We start from the raw sequence: 19591 nt of genomic DNA, 5'->3' as shown, positions 1-19591 counted from the left end.
GTGACGACAGTGGTCGTATTCCGCATCGACAAACGCAGCGGAGTGGCAACGTACCTCCAGATCGTGCGACAGGTCGAACAGGCGCTGCGGATGGGCGCCCTGGAGAAGGGCGACCGGCTGCCCACTGCCGCGCAGGTCGCGGCGGAGACCAAGGTCAATCCGAACACGACCCTCAAGGCGTACCGCGAGCTGGAACGCGCGGGCCTCGCCGAGGTCCGGCAGGGAGCGGGCACCTTCATCACCCGCTCCCTGGTCCCGGCCCAGGAAAGTCCGGACTCCCCGTTGCGCGCCTCGCTCGCGCAGTGGCTGGACGAGGCACGTTCTCAGGGTCTCAGCGGCCAGGAGGTCACCGCCCTGTTCCGCTCAACCTATGCGGCGGTGTATCCGTCCGAGACGGACGACTGAGGGGCGGTTTCGTGCTCCTCGCACCGAGGAGCACGAAACCGCGCTCAACCCAGCGCCGGATAGTCGCCCGTGGCGCCGTCGGTCCGTTCGCGCAGCAGGTCCGCGTGGCCGTTGTGGCGCGCGTACTCCTGGATCATCACCAGGTACACCCAGCGAAGGCTGACGAGCCGGCCGCGGCTCATCGACATGAATGTCTCGTCGAGACCGCGCCCCGCCACGGCGGCCTTGCACGCCTCGACCTCGGCGCGGTACGCGGCGAAGTCACGTTCCGCGTAAGCGGGGTCGACGCCGTCGATGCCTTCGTCCCCGTCGTCGGGGCCGGTGAAGATGTCGCCGATCGACTCACCCGCGAAGCTTCGCCGAAACCACCAGCGTTCGATCTCCGCCATGTGCCGTACCAGGCCGAGGAGAGTGAGGTTCGACGGTTCGGCGGCGGTGCGCGCCAGCTGCGCCCGGTCGAGTCCGGCGCACTTGGTGAGCAGCGTCTCCCTGTGCCATCGGAGCCAGCCCTCCAGCATGGCTCGCTCGTCCGCGGTGCTCGGGACGTTCAGCTGGTCGCCGTCGGCTGTCGTACGTTCGATGCGGGGTGCCGTCCATGTCATGGCAGCCATCCTCACACCGGTCGCGACGCGGCTGGAAGCATGCCTGGAGTCGGCTGATGCGTCCGACCCCGTGGGGACGAAGGGGCGGCGTGGAGCAAGTGGGGCGTGCGGGGCGCCGCTTCAAAAGGGCACCCCGCACGCCGCCGCCTCACGTCGCGTTCAGAGCCACCGCCGGGTGGAGACGGGAGGCGTGGATCGCCGGATAGAGGCCCGCCACCACGCCGATCAGGCGGGTGGCGGCCAGGCCGCCGCCCGCCAGGGACCAGAGCGGGACCATCGCCGTCCACCCCTGGACCCGCGCGAAGCCGTACGTCGCCGCTGCGCCCAGCAGCGCGCCCGTCGCCCCGCCCAGCGCCGACAGCAGCAGCGACTCGGGAACGGTCAGTCCTCGTGCCCCAGTTGGAGGTCGCGTTCGGTACGTCCGCCACCCGCGACCTGGAGCACGGTGGCCACCGGCGGGTACCCGGCCGCGATGACCGTGTACTCACCGGTGGACAGGTCCACGAACCGGAATGCGCCGTCGGGCCCGGTGGTGAGGGTGTCGACCACATTGCCCGCCGCGTCCAGGAGCGTGACCCGGGCATCCTCGACGGGCCGGCCGCCGCTCGCCCGTACGATGCCGCGCAGCACCGCTCCACCGGCGAGTTCGATGTCCTGCCGGGTCTCCCTGGCCGCCTGCACGCTCACCGGCAGCGCGGCGGGCCGGAATGCGGGGGCGCTGGCGGCGAGGGTGTACTCGCCGGCCACCAACTCCGTGATCACATAGCCGCCTTCGCGGCCGCTGCGGGTGGAGGCGACCACTTCGCCGCGTACATCGGTGAGGGTGACGGCGGCGTCGCGCACCGGGATGCCGTCGGCGGTGACGACGGTCCCGGCGAGGCGTCCCGCACCGCCGAGCACCACATCGAGCTCGACAGGCCGTTCGCCCACGGTGACGCTGACGGCCTGCGGCTGGTGGCCGCCGGCCGCGGCGATGAGGACGTACGAGCCGGCGCCCGGCACACTCAGCGCGTACCGCCCGTCGTCGCCGCTCGCGCCCCGTCCGACCTGCTGTCCTTGGACGTCGATGAGAGTGAGGGCGGCGCGCGGGACCTTCGTACCGTCAGGGTGCTGGACGCTCCCGCACACCGGCACGCCCGACAGGTACACGGGTGACGGAGCGGCAACGGTGGTGCGGGCTGCGGGGATCGGTGCGGACTCGGCGGCGGTTTCGGGGCTGTGATGGGACACCAGCGGTTTCTCCTTGAGGAAGAAGGCGAAGAACAGGCCGAGCACGAGCACCGGCACGAGGTAGAGGAAGATCCGCGGCATCGCGTCGGCGTACGCCTGGATGTAACTGTCGCGCAGCGCGGGTTCCATGGCATGGACCAGCTGCGGGGTGATCGACTCGGGGTCGGGGAGGTCGGCGCCGGACGGCAGGCGGACGGCGAGCGCGTCCGCGAGGCGGCCCGCGAAGAGCGTCCCGAAGACGGCGGCGCCGACGCTGCCGCCGATCTGCCGGAAGTAGTTGTTGGCGCTGGTGGCGGTGCCGAGGTCGGCGGGCTGTACGGAGTTCTGCACGGCGAGGACGAGCACCGGCATGACCAGTCCGATCCCGATGCCGAGCACGGCCTGCGCGATGCTGTATTCGAGGCGCGAGGTGTCGATTTCGAGCCGGGAGAGCAGCCACATGCCGATCGCCGAGACGGCGCCGCCGAGGATCGGGTGGACGCGGTAGCGGCCGGTACGGGAGATCAGCTGACCGGAGACGATGGACGCGGCGACGATGCCGCCCATCATCGGGAGCATCAGCAGCCCGGATTCGGTGGCCGTGGCCCCGTCGACCATCTGGAGAAAGGTCGGCAGATAGCTGGCGGCGCCGAACAGTGCGACCCCGGCGACCGCGCCGACGAGTGCGGTGACATTGAAGATCGAGTCACGGAACAGCCTCAGCGGAATGATCGGTTCGGCCGCCCGGTGCTCGACGACGAGGAACAGCAGGGCCGTTCCGGCGGCTCCGGCGGCGAGTCCCAGGATGGTGCGCGATCCCCAGGCGTACTCCGTACCGCCCCAACTGGTCAGCAGCACCAGGCAGGTGGAGGCGGCCGCAAGCAGCAGCGCGCCGAGGATGTCGAGGCGAGGCCGGACGGTGGGCCTGGGGAGTTTCAGTACGACGGTGATGACGGCGAGAGTGGCCAGACCGAACGGAACGTTGATGTAGAAGCACCAGCGCCAGGAAGCATGGTCGGTGAAGAAGCCGCCGAGCAGCGGGCCCGCGACGGAGGCGAGGCCGAAGGCTGCGCCGATGAGCCCCATGAACCGGCCGCGTTCCCTGGGCGGTACGACATCCGCGATGATCGCCTGGACACCGATCATGAGCCCGCCGCCGCCGATGCCCTGAACGGCGCGGAAGGCGATCAGTTCGTCCATGGTGCGCGACCAGCCGGCCAGCGCGGAGCCGATGACGAAGACGACGATCGCGAACTGGAAGACGCCCTTGCGGCCGAAGAGGTCGCCGAGCTTTCCGTAGATCGGCAGTCCGATGGTGGAGGCGAGGAGGTACGCGGTGACGGCCCAGGACATCTTCTCCAGGCCGTGCAGCTCACCGACGATCTTCGGCAGCGCGGTGGCGACGATCATCTGGTCGAGCGCCGCAAGCAGAAGCGTGAGCATCAGCCCGAGGAAGACCAGCCGGATGTGACGGGGGCTGATCTCCGGTACGGCGGACGGAGCGGGTGCGACTTCCTTCGCGACGGGGAGCGGCAAGGGCGTCCCGGAGGGTGGCGTGGTCGCCGCCTCGGCGGCCCCCGCACCGCTCGGATCGTCCTCCAACAGAGTGATCCCACCCACCACGTGCCGCTCCCCTCGTCGCATCTGCGCCGCCCATTTCTCGCATTGCGCGACAGGGGAGGCAAACGCGACGGGGGGCGCTGACGGCGCACTCGGGGGGCTTAGCCCCCGGTGGGAGCCATTACGGCGCACAACCGACGGGCCGAGAGAACCACCCGAACCGGTGAGGCCGGTCAAGAGAGGGTGAGCTACTTCTCGACCTCGGTGGCGAGGTTCTGCAGCAGCTCGTCGTAGATCCGCCCAAGTCCCTTGGGTGCAAAGGTCTTCTCGAAGAATCCGCCGATGCCGCCGGCACCGTTCCAGACGGTCGACACGACCGCCTTCGACTTGCCCTCACCGGCCGGAGTGACGGTCCAGGTGGTGACCATCGAGGAGTTGCGGTCCTTCTCCACGAGTTGGCCGTCGGTGGGCTCGGTGACCTCCAGCAGACAGTCGCGCACCCGCTTGCGGGTGGCCTGGAGCTTCCAGTGGACGAGGGTGCCCTCGCCGTCACCGCCCTCACGCACCTCGTACTCGCTGAAGTGTCCGGGCAGCACCTTGCCCCGGACCTCCTCGTAGTCGGCCAGCGCGTCGAACACCGTCTCCGCGTCCGCCGCGATGACTCGCTCCGTCGTTGCCTCGACCTGCGCCATGGCTGTTCCTCCAGCACTCGGTTGTTCGGGGGTGTGCTGAGCCAACCACCTCCGGGACGCCACTCAAAATCCGGGCCTGGACGAAGGGGAGAAAACAATCAAGGGAACAAGCGCTCTATTCATTGTCCAGCGCTACCGAGGAGGCGTATCGCCGCCGCCGGGGGCGAGCTCGGCGACGCCGCTCATGCTCCATCCGCGGCCCGGCACCCGGGAGTGGTACATGCAGTGGCCCGCGCACCATCACCCGCATCCGGTGCGACGGTACGAGCGGTTGCACGCCGAGGGGGCCTACGCGCCCAAGTGGTACCAGCGGCCCATCACGCGGTACGTCCACGAGCCGACGGCCGAATTCGGCATCGGCCCCTCGCACCGCGGGACGACCCCTCGGCTGCCCGTGCGTCAGGAGCAGCACTCTCCGCTCGACAGTCCCGAACCCACCCAGCTCGACCCTGCTCCGACCTGGCGTATCCGACGCGCGCAAATGGGTCAACTCTCACTGCAACAGGTCCTTCCGGGCGTGAATGTGGGGAGCATGCGGCGGGGGCTGCGCCACGCGCAGCCGTGTTTCCCCCACCACGGGAGGCCATATGACGAAACGTCCAGTAATTCTGCTCGCCGCCGGTGCGACGGTCGCCGGTCTGGTGACCGCCGCACCGTCCCCGGCGACCGCCGACACCGGTGTGCAGCGCGCCGCCGCTCAGCTCAGATGGACCGACTGCGGCACCAAGTCGTACCCGAGGCTGCAGTGCTCATCGGTCAGTACGCCACTCAATCATGATGATCCGTCAGGTCGGCGCATCACGCTCGCTCTGTCCCGGATCCCGCACACCGCGAAGACCTTCCAGGGCCCTCTGTTCGTCAATCCGGGCGGCCCCGGGGGCAGCGGCCTCTCGATGGCCGGCTTCGTGGCGTCCTCGCTGCCGAAGGCGGTTGCCGCACAGTACGACGTGATCGGGTTCGACCCGCGCGGCGTCGGGAAGAGCGAGCCCGCGCTGGACTGCGTACCGGGCCACTTCGACAAGCTGCGCCCCGATTCGGTGCCGGACTCGCTCGACGTCGAGCAGGCCAACCGGAACCGGGCCCGTTCGTTCGCGCAGGCATGCGGGGAGAAATACCCGGATCTGCTGCCGCACATGGACACGGTCAGCGCCGCCAAGGACCTCGACGTGATCCGGCAGGCGACCGGCTCCGAGCAGCTCAACTACTTCGGTTACTCGTACGCCACCTACCTGGGCGCGGTGTACGCCAAGCTCTTCCCGGAGCGGGTGCGGCGCCTGGCACTCGACTCGAACGTCGACCCGGAGGGCGTCTGGTACGACGACAACCTCAGCCAGAACTACGCCTTCGACGCCCGCCACAAAGCGTTCGCCGCCTGGGTGGCGAAGCATGACGCCACATACCGGCTCGGCAGCGACCCGGCGGAGGTCGAGCGCGCCTGGTACGCGATGCGTGACGCCGTGAAGGCACACCCCGCGGGCGGGAGGGTCGGGGCGAGCGAGCTGGAGGACACCTTCCTGCCGGGTGGCTACTACAACGGCTACTGGCCCTACCTGGCCGATGCGTTCGCCGCGTATGTGAACGACCAGGACCAGGACGCGCTCGTAACGGCGTACAAGAGGTTCGGCGCGGTCGACGCGGAGGGCGACAACGGGTACTCGGTCTACTCGGCCGTGCAGTGCCGGGATGCCCAGTGGCCCCGTGAGTGGAACATCTGGCGCAACGACAGCTGGAACGTACAGGCCAAGGCGCCCTTCTTCACCTGGAACAACACCTGGTACAACGCCCCGTGCGCCGACTGGCCGGTGGAGCCGCTGAACCCGGTACGGGTCTCCAACAACAGCCTGCCGCCGGTGCTGCTCTTCCAGGCCACCGAGGACGCGGCCACACCGTACGAGGGCGGAGTCACCCTGCACCGCAATCTGCGCGGCTCCAGCCTGGTGGTCGAGCAGGGCGGCGGCAATCACGGCATCACGCTGAGCGGCAACGACTGCCTGGACGCCTACCTGGCGGACTATCTCGCCAAGGGCACCGTCCCGCGTGGCAAGGACAGCCGGACCGAAGCGGACGCGGTCTGCGCCACCTCCCCCGACCCGAAGCCGCTGACCGACATGGCGGCGGCGAAGTCGGCCCAGGGAACGAATTCCGGCAGCAGGGGCAGCATCCTGCACGGGCTGCTCGGATTCCGCGGCTGACGGCCCACGGCCGGGCCTGATCACACGTACGGGCCGTCCTGGCGCATGCGCCAGGACGGCCGGTACGACGCCATGCACGCCCACGCCGGCTCTGCGCCCCTTGAGCGCGTCGGCGCCGGACCGGTGGGCAGGGGTCCACGCCCTCAGACCCGCCGCAGCCGGCTGAGCGCATCCCGTGCGGCGTCGCCCAGCCTCGGATGCGGCAGCGCCGCCTCCAGGAGCGGGCGGGCCTGTTCGTCGCCGAGTTGCCCGAGGCCTTCCACGCAGGCGAGGGCCACCCGCCAGTGCGGGTCGTCAGGGGCCAGAAGGCCCTCCAGGGTGGTCATCAGCGCCGGTACGGACTCCGGGGCCCGAAGCTCGGTGAGCAGGCGCACCGGATGCAGGGCGTAGGCGGTGCGCAGGGTGTTGGTCGCCAGGGCGGCGGCGGCCCGGGGTGTGCGCGGGTCGCCGAGGCGCGCCAGGGCGTGGGCGGCGGAGACGCAGCGCTCCGGGTCGCGGTGATTGAGCAGCAGGACCAGCGCCTCGAAGGCCCGCCGGTCGCCGCCGCAGCCGAGCCGGAACGCGGCGATCTCACGTGCCCAGAGCGGGCGTTCGCGTTCCACGAGAACGCGGGCCAGTTCCTCGTCGTCATCGGTGGCGAGCAGTCTGCGGTACGCCGCCGACTCTCCCGTCTCGTCCGCCAGCCGGTCCGTCAGCGACCGGAACTCCTCGTCCATGACCGTCAGCGTATCGACGGGAACTCTGGGTATCGAGAGCCGGGGTGAATGTGACATGACGCACGACATCCCGGGGCTGGCGTGCTCGTTACCCACCGGTTAAGCTCATGTGAGCGGGACACACTCCCCGCAGGCTCCGGTGGCCTGGTGACGCAGCCACCCGGAGTGCTTGTCGGTTCGGCAGCTTTGCGAGACGCGACTTCGGGACAGAGTCCGTCGCCCCTTCCCGGTCCGAGCGCGTTCATCACGCCTCGGCCCTGAGCACCACGACACGCAACTCCCGCACGCCTTGCGCAGGTTCACCCTTCAGCGCACACCGTGCCTCCTCCTCACAGTCGTCACTCATTCTCTGGAGTCCCGTGATGGACACCCCGCTCAGCACCATCGCCGTCGTCGGTCTCGGCACCATGGGCACCGGCATAGCCGACGTCCTGGCCCGCGCCGGCCACGAGGTCATCGGTATCGACATCAGCGAGGCGGCGGCCCGCCAGGCCGTCGCCGCCCTGGAAGCCTCGACCGCCCGCGCCGTGCGGCGCGAGCGGATCACGGAGGAGGAGCGGAGCGACGTCCTCGCCCGGTTCCGTACCTTCGGTGACCTTCAGGCCGCCGCGGAGGCGGAGCTGGTCATCGAGGTCGTGCCCGAGTCGTACGAGATCAAGCAGCAGGTCTTCCGGGAGCTCGACGCGGTCGTCTCCCCCACCACGATCCTGGCGACCGGCACCAACGCCCTGTCGGTCACCCGGCTCGCCGCCGAATCGCTGCACCCCGAGCGCGTGCTCGGCCTGCACTTCTTCAACCCGGCGCCCGCGATGAAGCTGGTCGAGGTGGTCTCCTCGGTGCTGACCGCGCCGCCGGCCGTCCAGGCGGTCACCGCGCTTGCCCGCAGGCTGGGCAAGGAGCCGGTCGCGGTCGGCGACCGGCCGGGCTTCGTCGCCGACGGGCTGCTGTTCGGGTACCTCAACCAGGCCGCCGCGATGTACGAGGCGAACTACGCCTCCCGCGAGGACATCGACGCGGCGATGAAGCTGGGCTGCGGCCTGCCGATGGGCCCGCTCGCCCTGCTCGACCTGATCGGGATCGACACCGCCCGTACCGTCCTGGAGGCGATGTACTGCGCGTCACACGACCGGCTGCACGCCCCCGCCCCCATCCTCGGTCAGCTCAGCGAAGCGGGGCTGACCGGCCGCAAGTCGGGCCGCGGCTTCTATACGTACGAGGAGGCCGGCAGCCAGACCGTGGTGCCGGACGCGCTGACCCCGCGGGAGAGCGCGGGAACGGCGACCGGGCGCACGGTGCGGTCGGTGGGTGTCGCGGGCTCCGGAACGATGGCCTCGGGGATCGCCGAAGTCTTCGCGAAGGCCGGCTACGACGTGGTGCTCGCCGCCCGCGGCCAGGAGAAGGCGGACACGGCGAAGGGCCGGATCGCCAAGTCCCTGGCGCGTTCGGTCTCCAAGGGCCGGCTGACGGCCGAGGCGCGGGACGAGACCCTGGCCCGGATCACCGCGGCCGGTTCGCTGGACGCCTTCGCCGATGTCGATCTCGCGGTCGAGGCGGTCGCCGAGGACCTCGCGGTCAAGCAGCAGTTGTTCGGGACGATGGACAAGGTCTGCAAGCCGGGTGCGGTGCTCGCCACCACCACCTCGTCACTGCCGGTCGTGGCGATCGCACGGGCCACCTCGCGCCCGCAGGACGTCATCGGGATGCACTTCTTCAACCCGGCGCCCGCGATGAAGCTGGTCGAGGTCGTCCGTACGGTGCTCACCGCCGACGACGTCCACGCCACCGTCCGCGAGGTGTGCGTCAAGGTCCGCAAGCACCCGGTGGACTGCGGGGACCGGGCCGGCTTCATCGTGAACGCGCTGCTGTTCCCGTACCTCAACAACGCGATCAAGATGGTCGAGGAACACTACGCGAGCCTCGACGACATCGACGCCGCGATGAAGCTGGGCGGCGGCTACCCGATGGGCCCGTTCGAGCTCCTCGACGTCGTCGGACTCGATGTCTCGCTCGCCATCGAGAAGGTGCTGCACAGCGAGTTCCGCGACCCCGGCCTGGCCCCGGCACCGCTGCTCGAGCATCTGGTGGCCGCCGGCTGCCTCGGTCGCAAGACGGGGCGCGGCTTCCGCGAATATGCCCGGCGCTGAGCCGGGAGCCGGGTGGGGAGGGCTGCTCGATCCGTCGGGCAGCCCTCCCCCACAGGCGCGTTCCCCTGCACAGATGCAGTACGTTCACACCATGTCCCAGCCCGCCAGGTCCCCCCGTGTCTCCGCCGCGCCCGACACCCAGGAGAGTGCCACCGGCACCCGCGCCGCCGCCCAACGGCTCAAAATGCGCCGCGAGCTGGCCGCCGCGGCGATGGAACTCTTCGCCACGAAGGGGTACGAGGCGACGACGGTCGACGAGATCGCGGGCGCCGCGGGAGTCGCCCGGCGGACTTTCTTCCGGCACTTCCGCTCCAAGGAAGAGGCCATCTTCCCGGACCATGACGACACCCTCGTCAGGGCCGAGGCCGTCCTCAATGCCGCCCCCGCGCACGAGCACCCGCTCGACACCGTCTGCCGCGGCATCAAGGAAGTCATGAAGATGTACGCGGCCAAGCCCGCGGTCTCCGTGGCCCGCTACAAGCTGACCCGTGAGGTCCCCACACTGCGCGAGGCCGAGATCGCCTCGGTGGCCCGCTACGAGCGGCTGTTCACACGCTATCTGCTGGGCCACTTCGACGAGCGCGACCACCATGTCGGCAATGACGACCCCCTGCTCGCGGAGGTCGCGGCATCCGCCGTCGTCACCGCGCACAACCATGTGCTGCGCCGCTGGCTGCGGGCGGGCGGCGAGGGCGATGTGGAGGCCCAGCTCGACCATGCCTTCTCGATCGTCCGCGACACGTTCGGGACCGGTATCGGCGCGGGCCGGGTCGCCGGCACCGAGCCGGCGAAGCAGCCGGCCGCTTCGGTGGCGTCCCAGGGCGAGGTACTGGTCGCGGTGGCGCGGACCGACGCGCCTCTGGACGAAGTGATGCGCACGATCCAGCAGGCGCTCAAGGACCGCTGAACGGGGGCGAGTCGGCCGGTTCCGCCCCAGCCGACCGTCCCCGTCCGCCCGGGCGTCGGAAAACCGGTTGCCGCGCCCGCACCCCGGTACTGTGCTGTGCGGATGCATCACGATCGCGACACACTGCTGACCCTTTTCGACCGTGAGATGCGCGAACACGCCCGCCCTGACGGCCCCGGCGTCCGGGTCGAACGCACCGGTGATGTCGTACGACAGGTCGGCACGGCCGACGACTGGAACGGTGTCGTCTGGTCGGCCCCGGACCTGGATGCCGCACGGGCGGACGCGGCGATCGCGGCACAGGTGGCGCACTGCACGGCCCTGGGGCACGACGAGTTCGAGTGGAAGCTGTACGCGCACGACCGGCCGGCGGATCTGGCGGAGCGGCTGCTGGCGGCCGGTTTCGAGGCGGAGGAGCCGGAGACCTTGATGGTCGCCCCGGTGACGGACCTCTCGACGGCGGTGGAACTGCCCGAGGGCGTCCGGCTGCGCACCGTGAGTGACGCCGACGATGTGGAACTGATGGCCCGCGCCCATGAGCAGGCATTCGGCTCGGACTGGTCGCGGCTGCGGCATCAGGTGCTGGCCAGGCTGACCGAGGACCCGGACAGTTTCGTCGGCGTCCTCGCCATGGTGGGCGACGAGCCGGTGAGCTCGGCCAGGATGGAGCTGTACCCGGGCACGGGCTTCGCGGGGCTCTGGGGCGGCGGAACGGTCCAGGCGTGGCGCGGGAGGGGCATCTACCGGGCCCTGGTCGCCTTCCGCGCCCGGATCGCGGCGGAGCGCGGCTACGGCTACCTGCAGGTCGACGCCTCCGACCAGAGCAGCCCGATCCTCCAGCGACTCGGATTCCTGGCCCTGAGCACCACGACTCCTCACGTGTACCGGCCCTCGCACTGACCGCATCCGGCGGGACAGAACCGCCCCGAAACACCTCTTGCGTTGCTCATGCGTGCCCGGCGGGTGACAAGTGAGAGAAATTGTTGGCACCGAGTGCCTTGCCAGGTGTCACGGGGTGCCATACCTTGAAGTTGTCCGGGCGGCCGGCGTGCTGAGACCTCACGTACGCCGGCTGTCCCCGCAAGCCATGTGCCTGCGCGCCCGGACGCCTGCGTCACAGGCAATCCCTTCTGCTCCACAGAGCAAGCCGAAGCTTCACCAGCCGAACCGACGGCAGCCACCTCCACACCACACTGCTCCCCCTCTGCTTGCAGGGACCCTCAAGCGTTCCCTCAGCGCCCCCATCCGCCGGAGGCACACCGTGAAGGAAATCCTGGACGCGATCCAATCGCAGGACAGCACAGCCGCAGACTTCGCAGCCCTGTCCATCCCTGAGTCGTACCGCGCGATGACCGTGCACAAGGACGAGACGGAGATGTTCGCCGGGCTCACCACCCGCGACAAGGACCCCCGCAAGTCGCTGCATCTCGACGAGGTTCCGGTGCCCGAGCTCGGGCCCGGCGAGGCACTGGTCGCCGTCATGGCCAGCTCGGTGAACTACAACTCGGTGTGGACCTCGATCTTCGAGCCGATGGCCACCTTCGGCTTCCTGGAGCGCTACGGCAAGCTCAGCGAGCTCACCAGGCGCCACGACCTGCCGTACCACATCATCGGCTCCGACCTGGCGGGCGTCGTCCTGCGCACGGGCCCCGGCGTCAACGCCTGGAACCCGGGCGACGAGGTCGTCGCGCACTGCCTCTCGGTCGAACTGGAGTCCTCGGACGGCCACAACGACACGATGCTCGACCCCGAGCAGCGCATCTGGGGCTTCGAGACCAACTTCGGCGGCCTCGCCGAGATCGCGCTCGTCAAGTCCAACCAGCTGATGCCGAAGCCGCAGCACCTCAGCTGGGAGGAGGCCGCGGCTCCGGGCCTGGTCAACTCCACCGCGTACCGCCAGCTCGTCTCGCGCAACGGTGCGGGCATGAAGCAGGGCGACAACGTGCTGATCTGGGGCGCCAGCGGCGGACTCGGTTCATATGCCACGCAGTTTGCGCTGGCCGGTGGCGCCAACCCGATCTGTGTCGTCTCCAGCGACCAGAAGGCGGACATCTGCCGGAAGATGGGCGCCGAGGCGATCATCGACCGTAACGCCGAGGGCTACAAGTTCTGGAAGGACGAGCACAACCAGGACCCGCGCGAGTGGAAGCGGTTCGGCAAGCGCATCCGTGAACTCACCGGCGGCGAGGATGTGGACATCGTCTTCGAGCACCCGGGCCGCGAGACGTTCGGCGCCTCGGTGTACGTGACCCGCAAGGGCGGCACGATCGTCACCTGCGCCTCGACGTCCGGCTACAACCACGAGTACGACAACCGCTACCTGTGGATGTCGCTGAAGAAGATCGTGGGCTCGCACTTCGCCAACTACCGCGAGGCGTGGGAGGCCAACCGGCTGGTGGCCAAGGGCAAGATCCACCCGACGCTGTCGAAGGTCTACTCCCTGGAGGAGACGGGTCAGGCCGCGTACGACGTCCACCGCAATCTCCACCAGGGCAAGGTCGGTGTACTGGCGCTGGCGCCGCGCGAGGGTCTGGGCGTGCGCGACGAGGAGCTGCGCGAGAAGCACATCGACGCCATCAATCTGTTCCGTGACGCGTCGGCGGAGCGGACCGGCAAGCACAGCAGGAATGTCTGACATGACGGGCCGCCAGAAGGACCGCCCGTGGCTCATGCGGACGTATGCCGGTCACTCGACCGCCGAGGCTTCCAACGAGCTCTACCGGCGCAACCTCGCCAAGGGCCAGACGGGTCTGTCGGTCGCCTTCGACCTGCCGACACAGACCGGGTACGACCCCGACCACATCCTCGCCCGCGGCGAGGTCGGCCGGGTCGGCGTGCCGGTCTCGCACCTCGGTGACATGCGCCGACTGTTCCAGGACATCCCCTTGGAGCAGATGAACACCTCGATGACGATCAACGCCACCGCGATGTGGCTGCTGGCGCTCTACCAGGTGGTCGCCGAGGAGCAGGGCGCCGCCCCCACCCGGCTCCAGGGCACCACGCAGAACGACATCGTCAAGGAGTACCTCTCGCGCGGGACGCATGTCTTCCCGCCCGGTCCTTCGCTGCGCCTGACCACCGACATGATCACGTACACGGTCAATCACATCCCGAAGTGGAACCCGATCAACATCTGCAGTTACCACCTGCAGGAGGCGGGCGCCACTCCGGTCCAGGAGATCGCGTACGCCATGTCGACGGCCATTGCGGTCCTGGACGCCGTGCGCGACTCCGGTCAGGTGCCCGAGGAGAAGTTCGGTGATGTGGTCGCGCGGATCTCCTTCTTCGTGAACGCGGGTGTCCGGTTCATCGAGGAGATGTGCAAGATGCGCGCCTTCGGCCGCATCTGGGACCAGGTCACCCGCGAGCGGTACGGCATCACCGATGCCAAGCAGCGCCGCTTCCGCTACGGCGTGCAGGTCAACTCGCTCGGCCTGACCGAGGCGCAGCCGGAGAACAACGTCCAGCGCATCGTCCTGGAGATGCTGGCCGTCACCCTGTCCAAGGACGCCCGCGCCCGGGCCGTCCAGCTGCCGGCCTGGAACGAGGCGCTGGGGCTCCCCCGGCCCTGGGACCAGCAGTGGTCGCTCCGTATCCAGCAGGTGCTCGCGCACGAGAGCGATCTGCTGGAGTACGAGGACATCTTCGCCGGATCGCATGTCATAGAGGCCAAGGTGAACGAGCTGGTCACCGAGTCGCTCGCCGAGATCGACCGGATCCAGCAGATGGGCGGCGCCATGGCGGCCGTCGAGTCCGGCTATCTGAAGTCCGAACTGGTCTCCTCGCACGCCGCACGCCGGGCGCGGATCGAAGGCGGCGAGGAGAAGATCGTCGGCGTCAACGTCTACGAGACAACCGAACCGAACCCGCTCACCGCGGACCTCGACGGGGCGATCATGACGGTCGACCCCGCCAATGAGGCCCGGGTCGTCGCAGCGCTCCACGAGTGGCGCGACAACCGCGACGAGGCCCGTGCAGGCGACGCACTGGCCGCGCTGAAGAAGGCCGCCGCGGGCACCGAGAACTTGATGGAAGCGACCGTGGAGTGTGCCCGCGCGGGTGTCACCACCGGCGAGTGGTCCTGGGCGCTGCGCGATGTCTTCGGCGAGTTCCGGGCTCCGACGGGCGTCTCCTCCGCTCCGGTCGCGGTCACCGCGGAGGCCGGCACACCACTCGCCCTGGTCCGCGAGAAGGTCGCCCGCACCGCGGCAGATCTGGGCGCCGGACGGCTGCGGCTGCTGGTCGGCAAACCGGGCCTGGACGGTCACTCCAACGGCGCAGAGCAGATCGCCGTACGGGCCCGTGACGCCGGTTTCGAGGTCGTCTACCAGGGGATCAGGCTGACCCCCGAAGAGATCGTCTCGGCCGCCCTGGCCGAGGACGTGCACTGCGTCGGTCTGTCGATCCTGTCCGGCTCGCACGCCGAGTTGGTGCCGGACGTGCTGAACCGGCTGCGTGAGGCGGGCGCCGCCGACATCCCGGTGATCGCGGGCGGGATCATTCCGCCCGCCGACGCCGCCGCGCTGACCGAGGCGGGCGTCGCCGCCGTGTTCACCCCGAAGGACTTCGGTATCACGGAGATCATCGGCCGTATCGTCGACGAGATACGGAAAGCGAACAAGCTCGACCCTGTGGAGGTCCTTGCATGACTGCCGTCAACCGCCTGCGCCCGCGCCGCTCATGTCTGGCCGTGCCCGGCTCGAACCCGCGGTTCCTGGAGAAGGCCCAGGGCCTCCCGGCCGACCAGGTCTTCCTCGACCTGGAGGACGCCTGCGCACCGCTCGCCAAGGAGGGCGCCCGGCACACCATCGTCGATGCGCTGAACAACGGCGACTGGACCGGCAAGACCCGGGTCGTGCGGGTCAACGACTGGACGACCCACTGGACGTACCGCGATGTCATCACGGTCGTCGAGGGCGCCGGTCAGAACCTCGACTGCATCATGCTGCCCAAGGTCCAGGACGCCCAGCAGGTCGTCGCTCTCGACCTGCTGCTGACCCAGATCGAGAAGACGATGGGCTTCGAGGTCGGGAAGATCGGCATCGAGGCCCAGATCGAGAACGCCAAGGGCCTGGTGAACATCGACGACATCGCCGCCGCCTCGCCCCGTCTGGAGACGCTGATCTTCGGCCCGGCCGACTTCATGGCGTCGATCAACATGAAGACCCTGGTCGTCGGTCAGCAGCCGCCCGGGTACGGCGCGGACGCGTACCACTACATCCTGATGCGCATTCTGATGGCGGCCCGGACCCACGACCTCCAGGCGATCGACGGTCCTTTCCTGCAGATCCGTGACGTGGACGCGTACCGCGAGGTCGCGGGCCGTGCCGCGGCGCTGGGCTTCGACGGCAAGTGGGTGCTGCACCCCGGTCAGGTCGACGCGGCCAACGAGGTGTTCTCGCCCTCGCAGGACGACTACGACCACGCCGAGCTGATCCTCGACGCGTACGACTGGTGCACCTCCGAGGAGGGCGGCAAGAAGGGCTCGGCGATGCTCGGCGACGAGATGATCGACGAGGCCAGCCGCAAGATGGCCCTCGTCATCGCGGGCAAGGGCCGCGCGGCCGGGATGCAGCGCACCTCCAAGTTCGAAGCGCCGGAGGCCTGATCATGCAGTTCGGACGCACATACGAGGAGTTCGAGGTCGGTGCGGTCTACAAGCACTGGCCCGGAAAGACGGTCACCGAGTACGACGACCACCTTTTCTGCCTGCTGACCATGAATCACCACCCGCTGCATATGGACAGCAACTACGCGCAGAAGACGACCGACTTCGGAAAGAACGTTGTCGTCGGCAACTACATCTACTCGCTACTGCTCGGCATGTCGGTTCCGGATGTCTCCGGAAAGGCGATCGCCAATCTGGAGGTCGAGTCGCTGAAGCATGTCGCGCCAACCTTCCACGGCGACACGATCTACGGCGAGACGACCGTTCTCGACAAGATTCCGTCAAAGTCCAAGAGCGACCGCGGAATCGTCTACGTGGAGACCAGGGGGTACAAGCAGGACGGCACGCTGGTCTGCGTGTTCCGTCGCAAGGTGATGGTGCCCACCGAGACGTACGTCAAGGAGCGCGGCGGCGAGCAGCCCGGCCGCCCCGAGCTGAACCAGCCTTCGCAGAAGAACGTGGAGAAGTAGCCATGAAGCGACTCGCCCAGACCGCCGGTCTCAATGATGTCCAGCAGGAAATCCTCTCCACGGTCCGGGATTTCGTCGACAAGGAGATCATTCCGGTCGCGACTCAGCTGGAGCACCGTGACGAATACCCGACCGAGATCGTCGAGGGACTCAAGGAGCTCGGCCTGTTCGGACTGATGATTCCCGAGGAGTACGGGGGTCTGGGTGAGTCGCTTCTCACATACGCGCTGTGCGTGGAGGAAATCGCCCGCGGCTGGATGAGCGTGTCGGGAATCATCAATACGCACTTCATCGTGGCGTACATGCTCAAGCAGCACGGCACCCAGGAGCAGAAGGACACGTTCCTGCCGCGGATGGCGCTGGGCGAGGTCCGGGGCGCATTCTCGATGTCCGAGCCGGCGCTGGGCTCGGATGTCTCGGCGATCACTTCCAAGGGCGTCAAGGAGGGCGACGAGTACGTCCTGAACGGCCAGAAGATGTGGCTGACGAACGGCGGCACGTCCTCGCTCGTCGCTGTCCTGTGCCGAAGTGACGAAGGCCACCCCGAGGGGACCGCCCCGCACAAGTCGATGACGACCTTCCTGGTGGAGAAGGAGCCCGGCTTCGGCGAGGTCCGACCCGGTCTCACCATCCCCGGCAAAATCGACAAAATGGGCTACAAGGGCGTCGACACGACCGAACTCATCATGGACGGACTACGCATTCCGGCCAATCGGGTACTGGGGGGCACCACCGGCCGAGGTTTTTACCAAATGATGGACGGCGTCGAGGTCGGCCGGGTGAATGTGGCCGCACGCGGCTGCGGCGTCGCACAGCGCGCATTCGAGCTGGGCGTTTCCTACGCCCAGCAGCGCCACACCTTCGGAAAGCCGATCGCTCAGCACCAGGCGATCCAGTTCAAGCTGGCCGAAATGGCCACCAAGGTCGAGGCCGCCCATGCAATGATGGTAAACGCAGCCCGCAAAAAGGACTCCGGGGAACGAAACGACCTGGAGGCAGGGATGGCGAAGTACCTCGCCTCCGAGTACTGCAAGGAAGTCGTCGAGGACGCCTTCCGGATCCACGGCGGTTACGGCTTCTCCAAGGAGTACGAGATCGAGCGCCTCTACCGGGAGGCACCGATGCTGCTGATCGGTGAAGGTACCGCCGAGATCCAGAAAATGATCATTGGACGCCGACTCCTTGAGGAGTATCGATTCCAGGGCTGATTGTCCCTTTCAGGGCGATTTAGTCGCGAAGAAGATCACACTCTGTCATCCTCAGCCGACGCCTTCCAGCCGTCCGACTCGGCTGCTGGCTTGCCCAGTTGTTGCCCGCAACCGATAGCATCGCCGGAAAAGCCGCCGTCCCCCGTTGCCAGCGCGGCATCATCCGCTACGAAGGTCATCCATGCCCGACAGCCAAACCTCTGCACCACGCGGCGGAGTCCGCCTTGCGCGCGGAGCTTCGCCGTGGCTCCTCCCGACCGTCGCCACCGCGGCGCTCAGCCTCACCCGGGCCCGCAGGTCCGGACGCTGGGCCGCGGTGGCCGTGCCCACCACCGCGCTCGCGGCGGGCATGCTGTGGTTCTTCCGTGACCCCGAGCGTGAGATCACCCGGGGCCGAGTCATTTCGCCGGCCGACGGCGTGGTGCAGAGCATCATGCCGTGGAAGGACGGGCGTACCCGCGTCGCGATCTTCATGAGCCCGCTGAATGTCCACGTCAACCGCGCGCCCCTGGCCGGCACGGTGACCTCGGTCGAGCACATCCCCGGTGGGTTCGTCCCGGCATTCAATAAGGAGAGCGAGAACAACGAGCGCGTTGTCTGGCACTTCGACACCGAGCTCGGTGACATCGAGATGGTGCAGATCGCGGGTGCGGTCGCCCGCCGCATCGTCCCTTACATCCCGCAGGGCACAAAGGTGGAACAGGGCGAGCGCGTCGGCCTGATCCGCTTCGGCTCCCGGGTCGACATCTACCTTCCGGAAGGTATCGATGTCGCGGTCGAGGTCGGCCAGGCCACCACCGCGGGGGTGACTCGAATTGACCGTGATTGATCCTGATACTCAGGCCGGCTGGGTGCCCGAGGCCGAGTCCGAGGACGACGCCGAGGACATGCCACTCTCTCTGCGGCTGTCGATAGCGGACACCCTCACTCTCGGTAACGCCACGTGCGGCTTCATGGCGGTGTACTTCACCACCACCGGAATCCTCATCCCGCACCTCACGGGCAGCGATCAGAGCGGCATGGCCAGGCACTCCGCAGCGACTGCGGTGATCCTCATGCTCTTGGCCGCGGTGTTCGACCTCTTCGACGGGCTCGTGGCACGCAAGCTGCGCTCCTCGCCGATGGGTGCCGAGCTGGACAACCTCTCGGACCTGATCAGCTTCGGGCTCGCCCCGGCGTACTTCGTCCTCGTGTACGGCATGGTCGCGGACGACGCACACCAGCGGGTGTCGGCGCTGGCGGCGATCGTGGTGCTGCTGGCGGTGGTGCTCAGGCTTGCGAGATTCTCCTGCGTGACCATGAAGGACGGCATGTTCCAGGGCATGCCGAGCCCCTTCGGAGCACTCACGGTCGTCTCGATCGTGCTCTTGGAGCTGCCCTTCCCACCGACGCTGCTCGCGATCGTCGGCGTGGCGTGGCTGATGGTCAGCCGGGTCGAGTACCCGAAGCCGCAGGGCGTCCTCGCGGTGGCGATACTCAGCTGGATCGTGGCCGCGATGGGACTCCTGGCCGCGTGGGCGTTCGACGCCCCCGGCGGTCAGCTGCTTCTCCAGACCGGCTGCGCGCTACAGGTGGTCCTGGGAGCCGTCATCCCGCTCTTCGCGACGGCACGGCGGGTGAACACCTTCCGCTACAACCGACGCGAGGCACGGGCGGCTCAGCTGCCGTAGCGGCACAGAAGACACGTCAGAGGGCCCCGGGTGCTCCCCAGCACCCGGGGCCCTCCCGCGTCGGCCGCAGCGGCAGCGACCTGCGCCACGACATCGCCGACCCCGCGAAGATCGCCGCCCTGCCGCAGAGGACCGGCCCCCATCGGAC

General features: G+C 68.6%; 16 protein-coding genes and 2 pseudogenes. 13 read left to right on the top strand and 5 right to left on the bottom strand.

The window, feature by feature from the left end:
• Positions 1 to 405 (top strand): GntR family transcriptional regulator, encoded by a 405-nt coding sequence (locus ACZ3IC_RS21515; RefSeq protein WP_467418230.1) that lies wholly within the window; start codon positions 1 to 3, stop codon positions 403 to 405.
• Between the two features lie 44 nt (positions 406 to 449).
• Here ACZ3IC_RS21515 and ACZ3IC_RS21510 read toward each other — a convergent pair whose 3' ends face one another.
• The 4 genes and pseudogenes from ACZ3IC_RS21510 to ACZ3IC_RS21495 all read right to left on the bottom strand — a co-directional run bounded on the left by ACZ3IC_RS21510 (position 450) and on the right by ACZ3IC_RS21495 (position 4468).
• Positions 450 to 1007 carry a DinB family protein gene (locus tag ACZ3IC_RS21510; protein ID WP_467418229.1) on the bottom strand — a complete coding sequence of 186 codons (558 nt, stop codon included), beginning with the start codon at positions 1005 to 1007 and terminating at the stop codon, positions 450 to 452.
• 148 nt (positions 1008 to 1155) lie between these two features.
• Positions 1156 to 1380: pseudogene (locus ACZ3IC_RS21505) on the bottom strand (ABC transporter permease); the annotation flags it as partial.
• Positions 1381 to 1388: 8 nt separating this feature from the next.
• The gene (locus ACZ3IC_RS21500; protein WP_467418228.1) at positions 1389 to 3839 is read right to left on the bottom strand and encodes an MFS transporter; all 2451 of its coding nucleotides are present in this window, start codon (positions 3837 to 3839) and stop codon (positions 1389 to 1391) included.
• Between the two features lie 185 nt (positions 3840 to 4024).
• Positions 4025 to 4468: an SRPBCC family protein gene (locus ACZ3IC_RS21495; protein ID WP_467418227.1), complete on the bottom strand. Its 444-nt coding sequence runs from the start codon at positions 4466 to 4468 to the stop codon at positions 4025 to 4027.
• Between the two features lie 160 nt (positions 4469 to 4628).
• On the opposite strand from ACZ3IC_RS21495, the pseudogene ACZ3IC_RS21490 reads away from it, so the two are divergent.
• Both ACZ3IC_RS21490 and ACZ3IC_RS21485 read left to right on the top strand, forming a co-directional pair.
• Positions 4629 to 4913 (top strand): annotated as a pseudogene (locus ACZ3IC_RS21490) (Rv2578c family radical SAM protein); the annotation flags it as partial.
• A 142-nt stretch (positions 4914 to 5055) separates the two neighbouring features.
• Positions 5056 to 6660 (top strand): alpha/beta hydrolase, encoded by a 1605-nt coding sequence (locus tag ACZ3IC_RS21485; RefSeq protein WP_467418225.1) that lies wholly within the window; start codon positions 5056 to 5058, stop codon positions 6658 to 6660.
• A 143-nt stretch (positions 6661 to 6803) separates the two neighbouring features.
• Here ACZ3IC_RS21485 and ACZ3IC_RS21480 read toward each other — a convergent pair whose 3' ends face one another.
• Complete coding sequence (locus ACZ3IC_RS21480; RefSeq protein ID WP_467418223.1) at positions 6804 to 7376, bottom strand: adenylosuccinate lyase; 573 nt, start codon at positions 7374 to 7376, stop codon at positions 6804 to 6806.
• Positions 7377 to 7738: 362 nt separating this feature from the next.
• Between ACZ3IC_RS21480 and ACZ3IC_RS21475 the strand changes: the two genes are divergently transcribed.
• From ACZ3IC_RS21475 to pssA, 10 genes are all read left to right on the top strand, one after another.
• Positions 7739 to 9520 (top strand): 3-hydroxyacyl-CoA dehydrogenase family protein, encoded by a 1782-nt coding sequence (locus ACZ3IC_RS21475; RefSeq protein ID WP_467418222.1) that lies wholly within the window; start codon positions 7739 to 7741, stop codon positions 9518 to 9520.
• Between the two features lie 91 nt (positions 9521 to 9611).
• Positions 9612 to 10427, top strand: coding sequence for a TetR family transcriptional regulator (locus tag ACZ3IC_RS21470; RefSeq protein WP_467418220.1), 816 nt, complete (start codon positions 9612 to 9614; stop codon positions 10425 to 10427).
• Between the two features lie 102 nt (positions 10428 to 10529).
• Positions 10530 to 11327, top strand: a complete 798-nt coding sequence (locus ACZ3IC_RS21465; RefSeq protein WP_467418219.1) for a GNAT family N-acetyltransferase — start codon at positions 10530 to 10532, stop codon at positions 11325 to 11327.
• A 361-nt stretch (positions 11328 to 11688) separates the two neighbouring features.
• Entirely contained in the window at positions 11689 to 13062 is a 1374-nt protein-coding gene (gene ccrA, locus ACZ3IC_RS21460; RefSeq protein ID WP_467418218.1) for a crotonyl-CoA carboxylase/reductase, read from the top strand.
• A 1-nt stretch (position 13063) separates the two neighbouring features.
• Positions 13064 to 15076 carry a protein meaA gene (locus ACZ3IC_RS21455; protein ID WP_467418217.1) on the top strand — a complete coding sequence of 671 codons (2013 nt, stop codon included), beginning with the start codon at positions 13064 to 13066 and terminating at the stop codon, positions 15074 to 15076.
• On the top strand, positions 15073 to 16035 hold the full coding sequence (locus ACZ3IC_RS21450; protein ID WP_405718402.1) for an HpcH/HpaI aldolase/citrate lyase family protein: 963 nt from the start codon (positions 15073 to 15075) through the stop codon (positions 16033 to 16035). Before ACZ3IC_RS21455 ends, ACZ3IC_RS21450 begins: the two co-directional genes overlap by 4 nt.
• Before the next feature lie 2 nt (positions 16036 to 16037).
• Positions 16038 to 16565 (top strand): MaoC family dehydratase, encoded by a 528-nt coding sequence (locus ACZ3IC_RS21445; protein WP_467418215.1) that lies wholly within the window; start codon positions 16038 to 16040, stop codon positions 16563 to 16565.
• Between the two features lie 2 nt (positions 16566 to 16567).
• Positions 16568 to 17773, top strand: coding sequence for an acyl-CoA dehydrogenase family protein (locus tag ACZ3IC_RS21440; RefSeq protein WP_467418214.1), 1206 nt, complete (start codon positions 16568 to 16570; stop codon positions 17771 to 17773).
• 181 nt (positions 17774 to 17954) lie between these two features.
• A complete protein-coding gene (locus tag ACZ3IC_RS21435; RefSeq protein WP_467418212.1) occupies positions 17955 to 18602 on the top strand; it encodes a phosphatidylserine decarboxylase in 648 nt (215 codons plus the stop codon).
• Complete coding sequence (gene pssA / locus ACZ3IC_RS21430; protein ID WP_467418210.1) at positions 18589 to 19443, top strand: CDP-diacylglycerol--serine O-phosphatidyltransferase; 855 nt, start codon at positions 18589 to 18591, stop codon at positions 19441 to 19443. The genes ACZ3IC_RS21435 and pssA overlap by 14 nt, the downstream gene beginning before the upstream one ends.
• Positions 19444 to 19591: the final 148 nt, after the last annotated feature.

The organism is Streptomyces sp. NPDC002958 (genome assembly GCF_055563255.1).
Note: the sequence above shows the minus strand (reverse complement) of the source record. Positions and strands in the feature narration are given on the sequence as shown.

What these genes read in the sequence shown, in the direction of transcription:
- ACZ3IC_RS21510 (WP_467418229.1), bottom strand. Translation starts at nt 1,007, where the DNA reads ATGACATGGACGGCACCCCGCATCGAACGTACGACAGCCGACGGCGAC.
- ACZ3IC_RS21495 (WP_467418227.1), bottom strand. Translation starts at nt 4,468, where the DNA reads ATGGCGCAGGTCGAGGCAACGACGGAGCGAGTCATCGCGGCGGACGCG.
- ACZ3IC_RS21485 (WP_467418225.1), top strand. Translation starts at nt 5,056, where the DNA reads ATGACGAAACGTCCAGTAATTCTGCTCGCCGCCGGTGCGACGGTCGCC.
- ACZ3IC_RS21480 (WP_467418223.1), bottom strand. Translation starts at nt 7,376, where the DNA reads ATGGACGAGGAGTTCCGGTCGCTGACGGACCGGCTGGCGGACGAGACG.
- ACZ3IC_RS21475 (WP_467418222.1), top strand. Translation starts at nt 7,739, where the DNA reads ATGGACACCCCGCTCAGCACCATCGCCGTCGTCGGTCTCGGCACCATG.
- ACZ3IC_RS21470 (WP_467418220.1), top strand. Translation starts at nt 9,612, where the DNA reads ATGTCCCAGCCCGCCAGGTCCCCCCGTGTCTCCGCCGCGCCCGACACC.
- ACZ3IC_RS21465 (WP_467418219.1), top strand. Translation starts at nt 10,530, where the DNA reads ATGCATCACGATCGCGACACACTGCTGACCCTTTTCGACCGTGAGATG.
- ACZ3IC_RS21455 (WP_467418217.1), top strand. Translation starts at nt 13,064, where the DNA reads ATGACGGGCCGCCAGAAGGACCGCCCGTGGCTCATGCGGACGTATGCC.
- ACZ3IC_RS21450 (WP_405718402.1), top strand. Translation starts at nt 15,073, where the DNA reads ATGACTGCCGTCAACCGCCTGCGCCCGCGCCGCTCATGTCTGGCCGTG.
- ACZ3IC_RS21445 (WP_467418215.1), top strand. Translation starts at nt 16,038, where the DNA reads ATGCAGTTCGGACGCACATACGAGGAGTTCGAGGTCGGTGCGGTCTAC.
- ACZ3IC_RS21440 (WP_467418214.1), top strand. Translation starts at nt 16,568, where the DNA reads ATGAAGCGACTCGCCCAGACCGCCGGTCTCAATGATGTCCAGCAGGAA.
- ACZ3IC_RS21435 (WP_467418212.1), top strand. Translation starts at nt 17,955, where the DNA reads ATGCCCGACAGCCAAACCTCTGCACCACGCGGCGGAGTCCGCCTTGCG.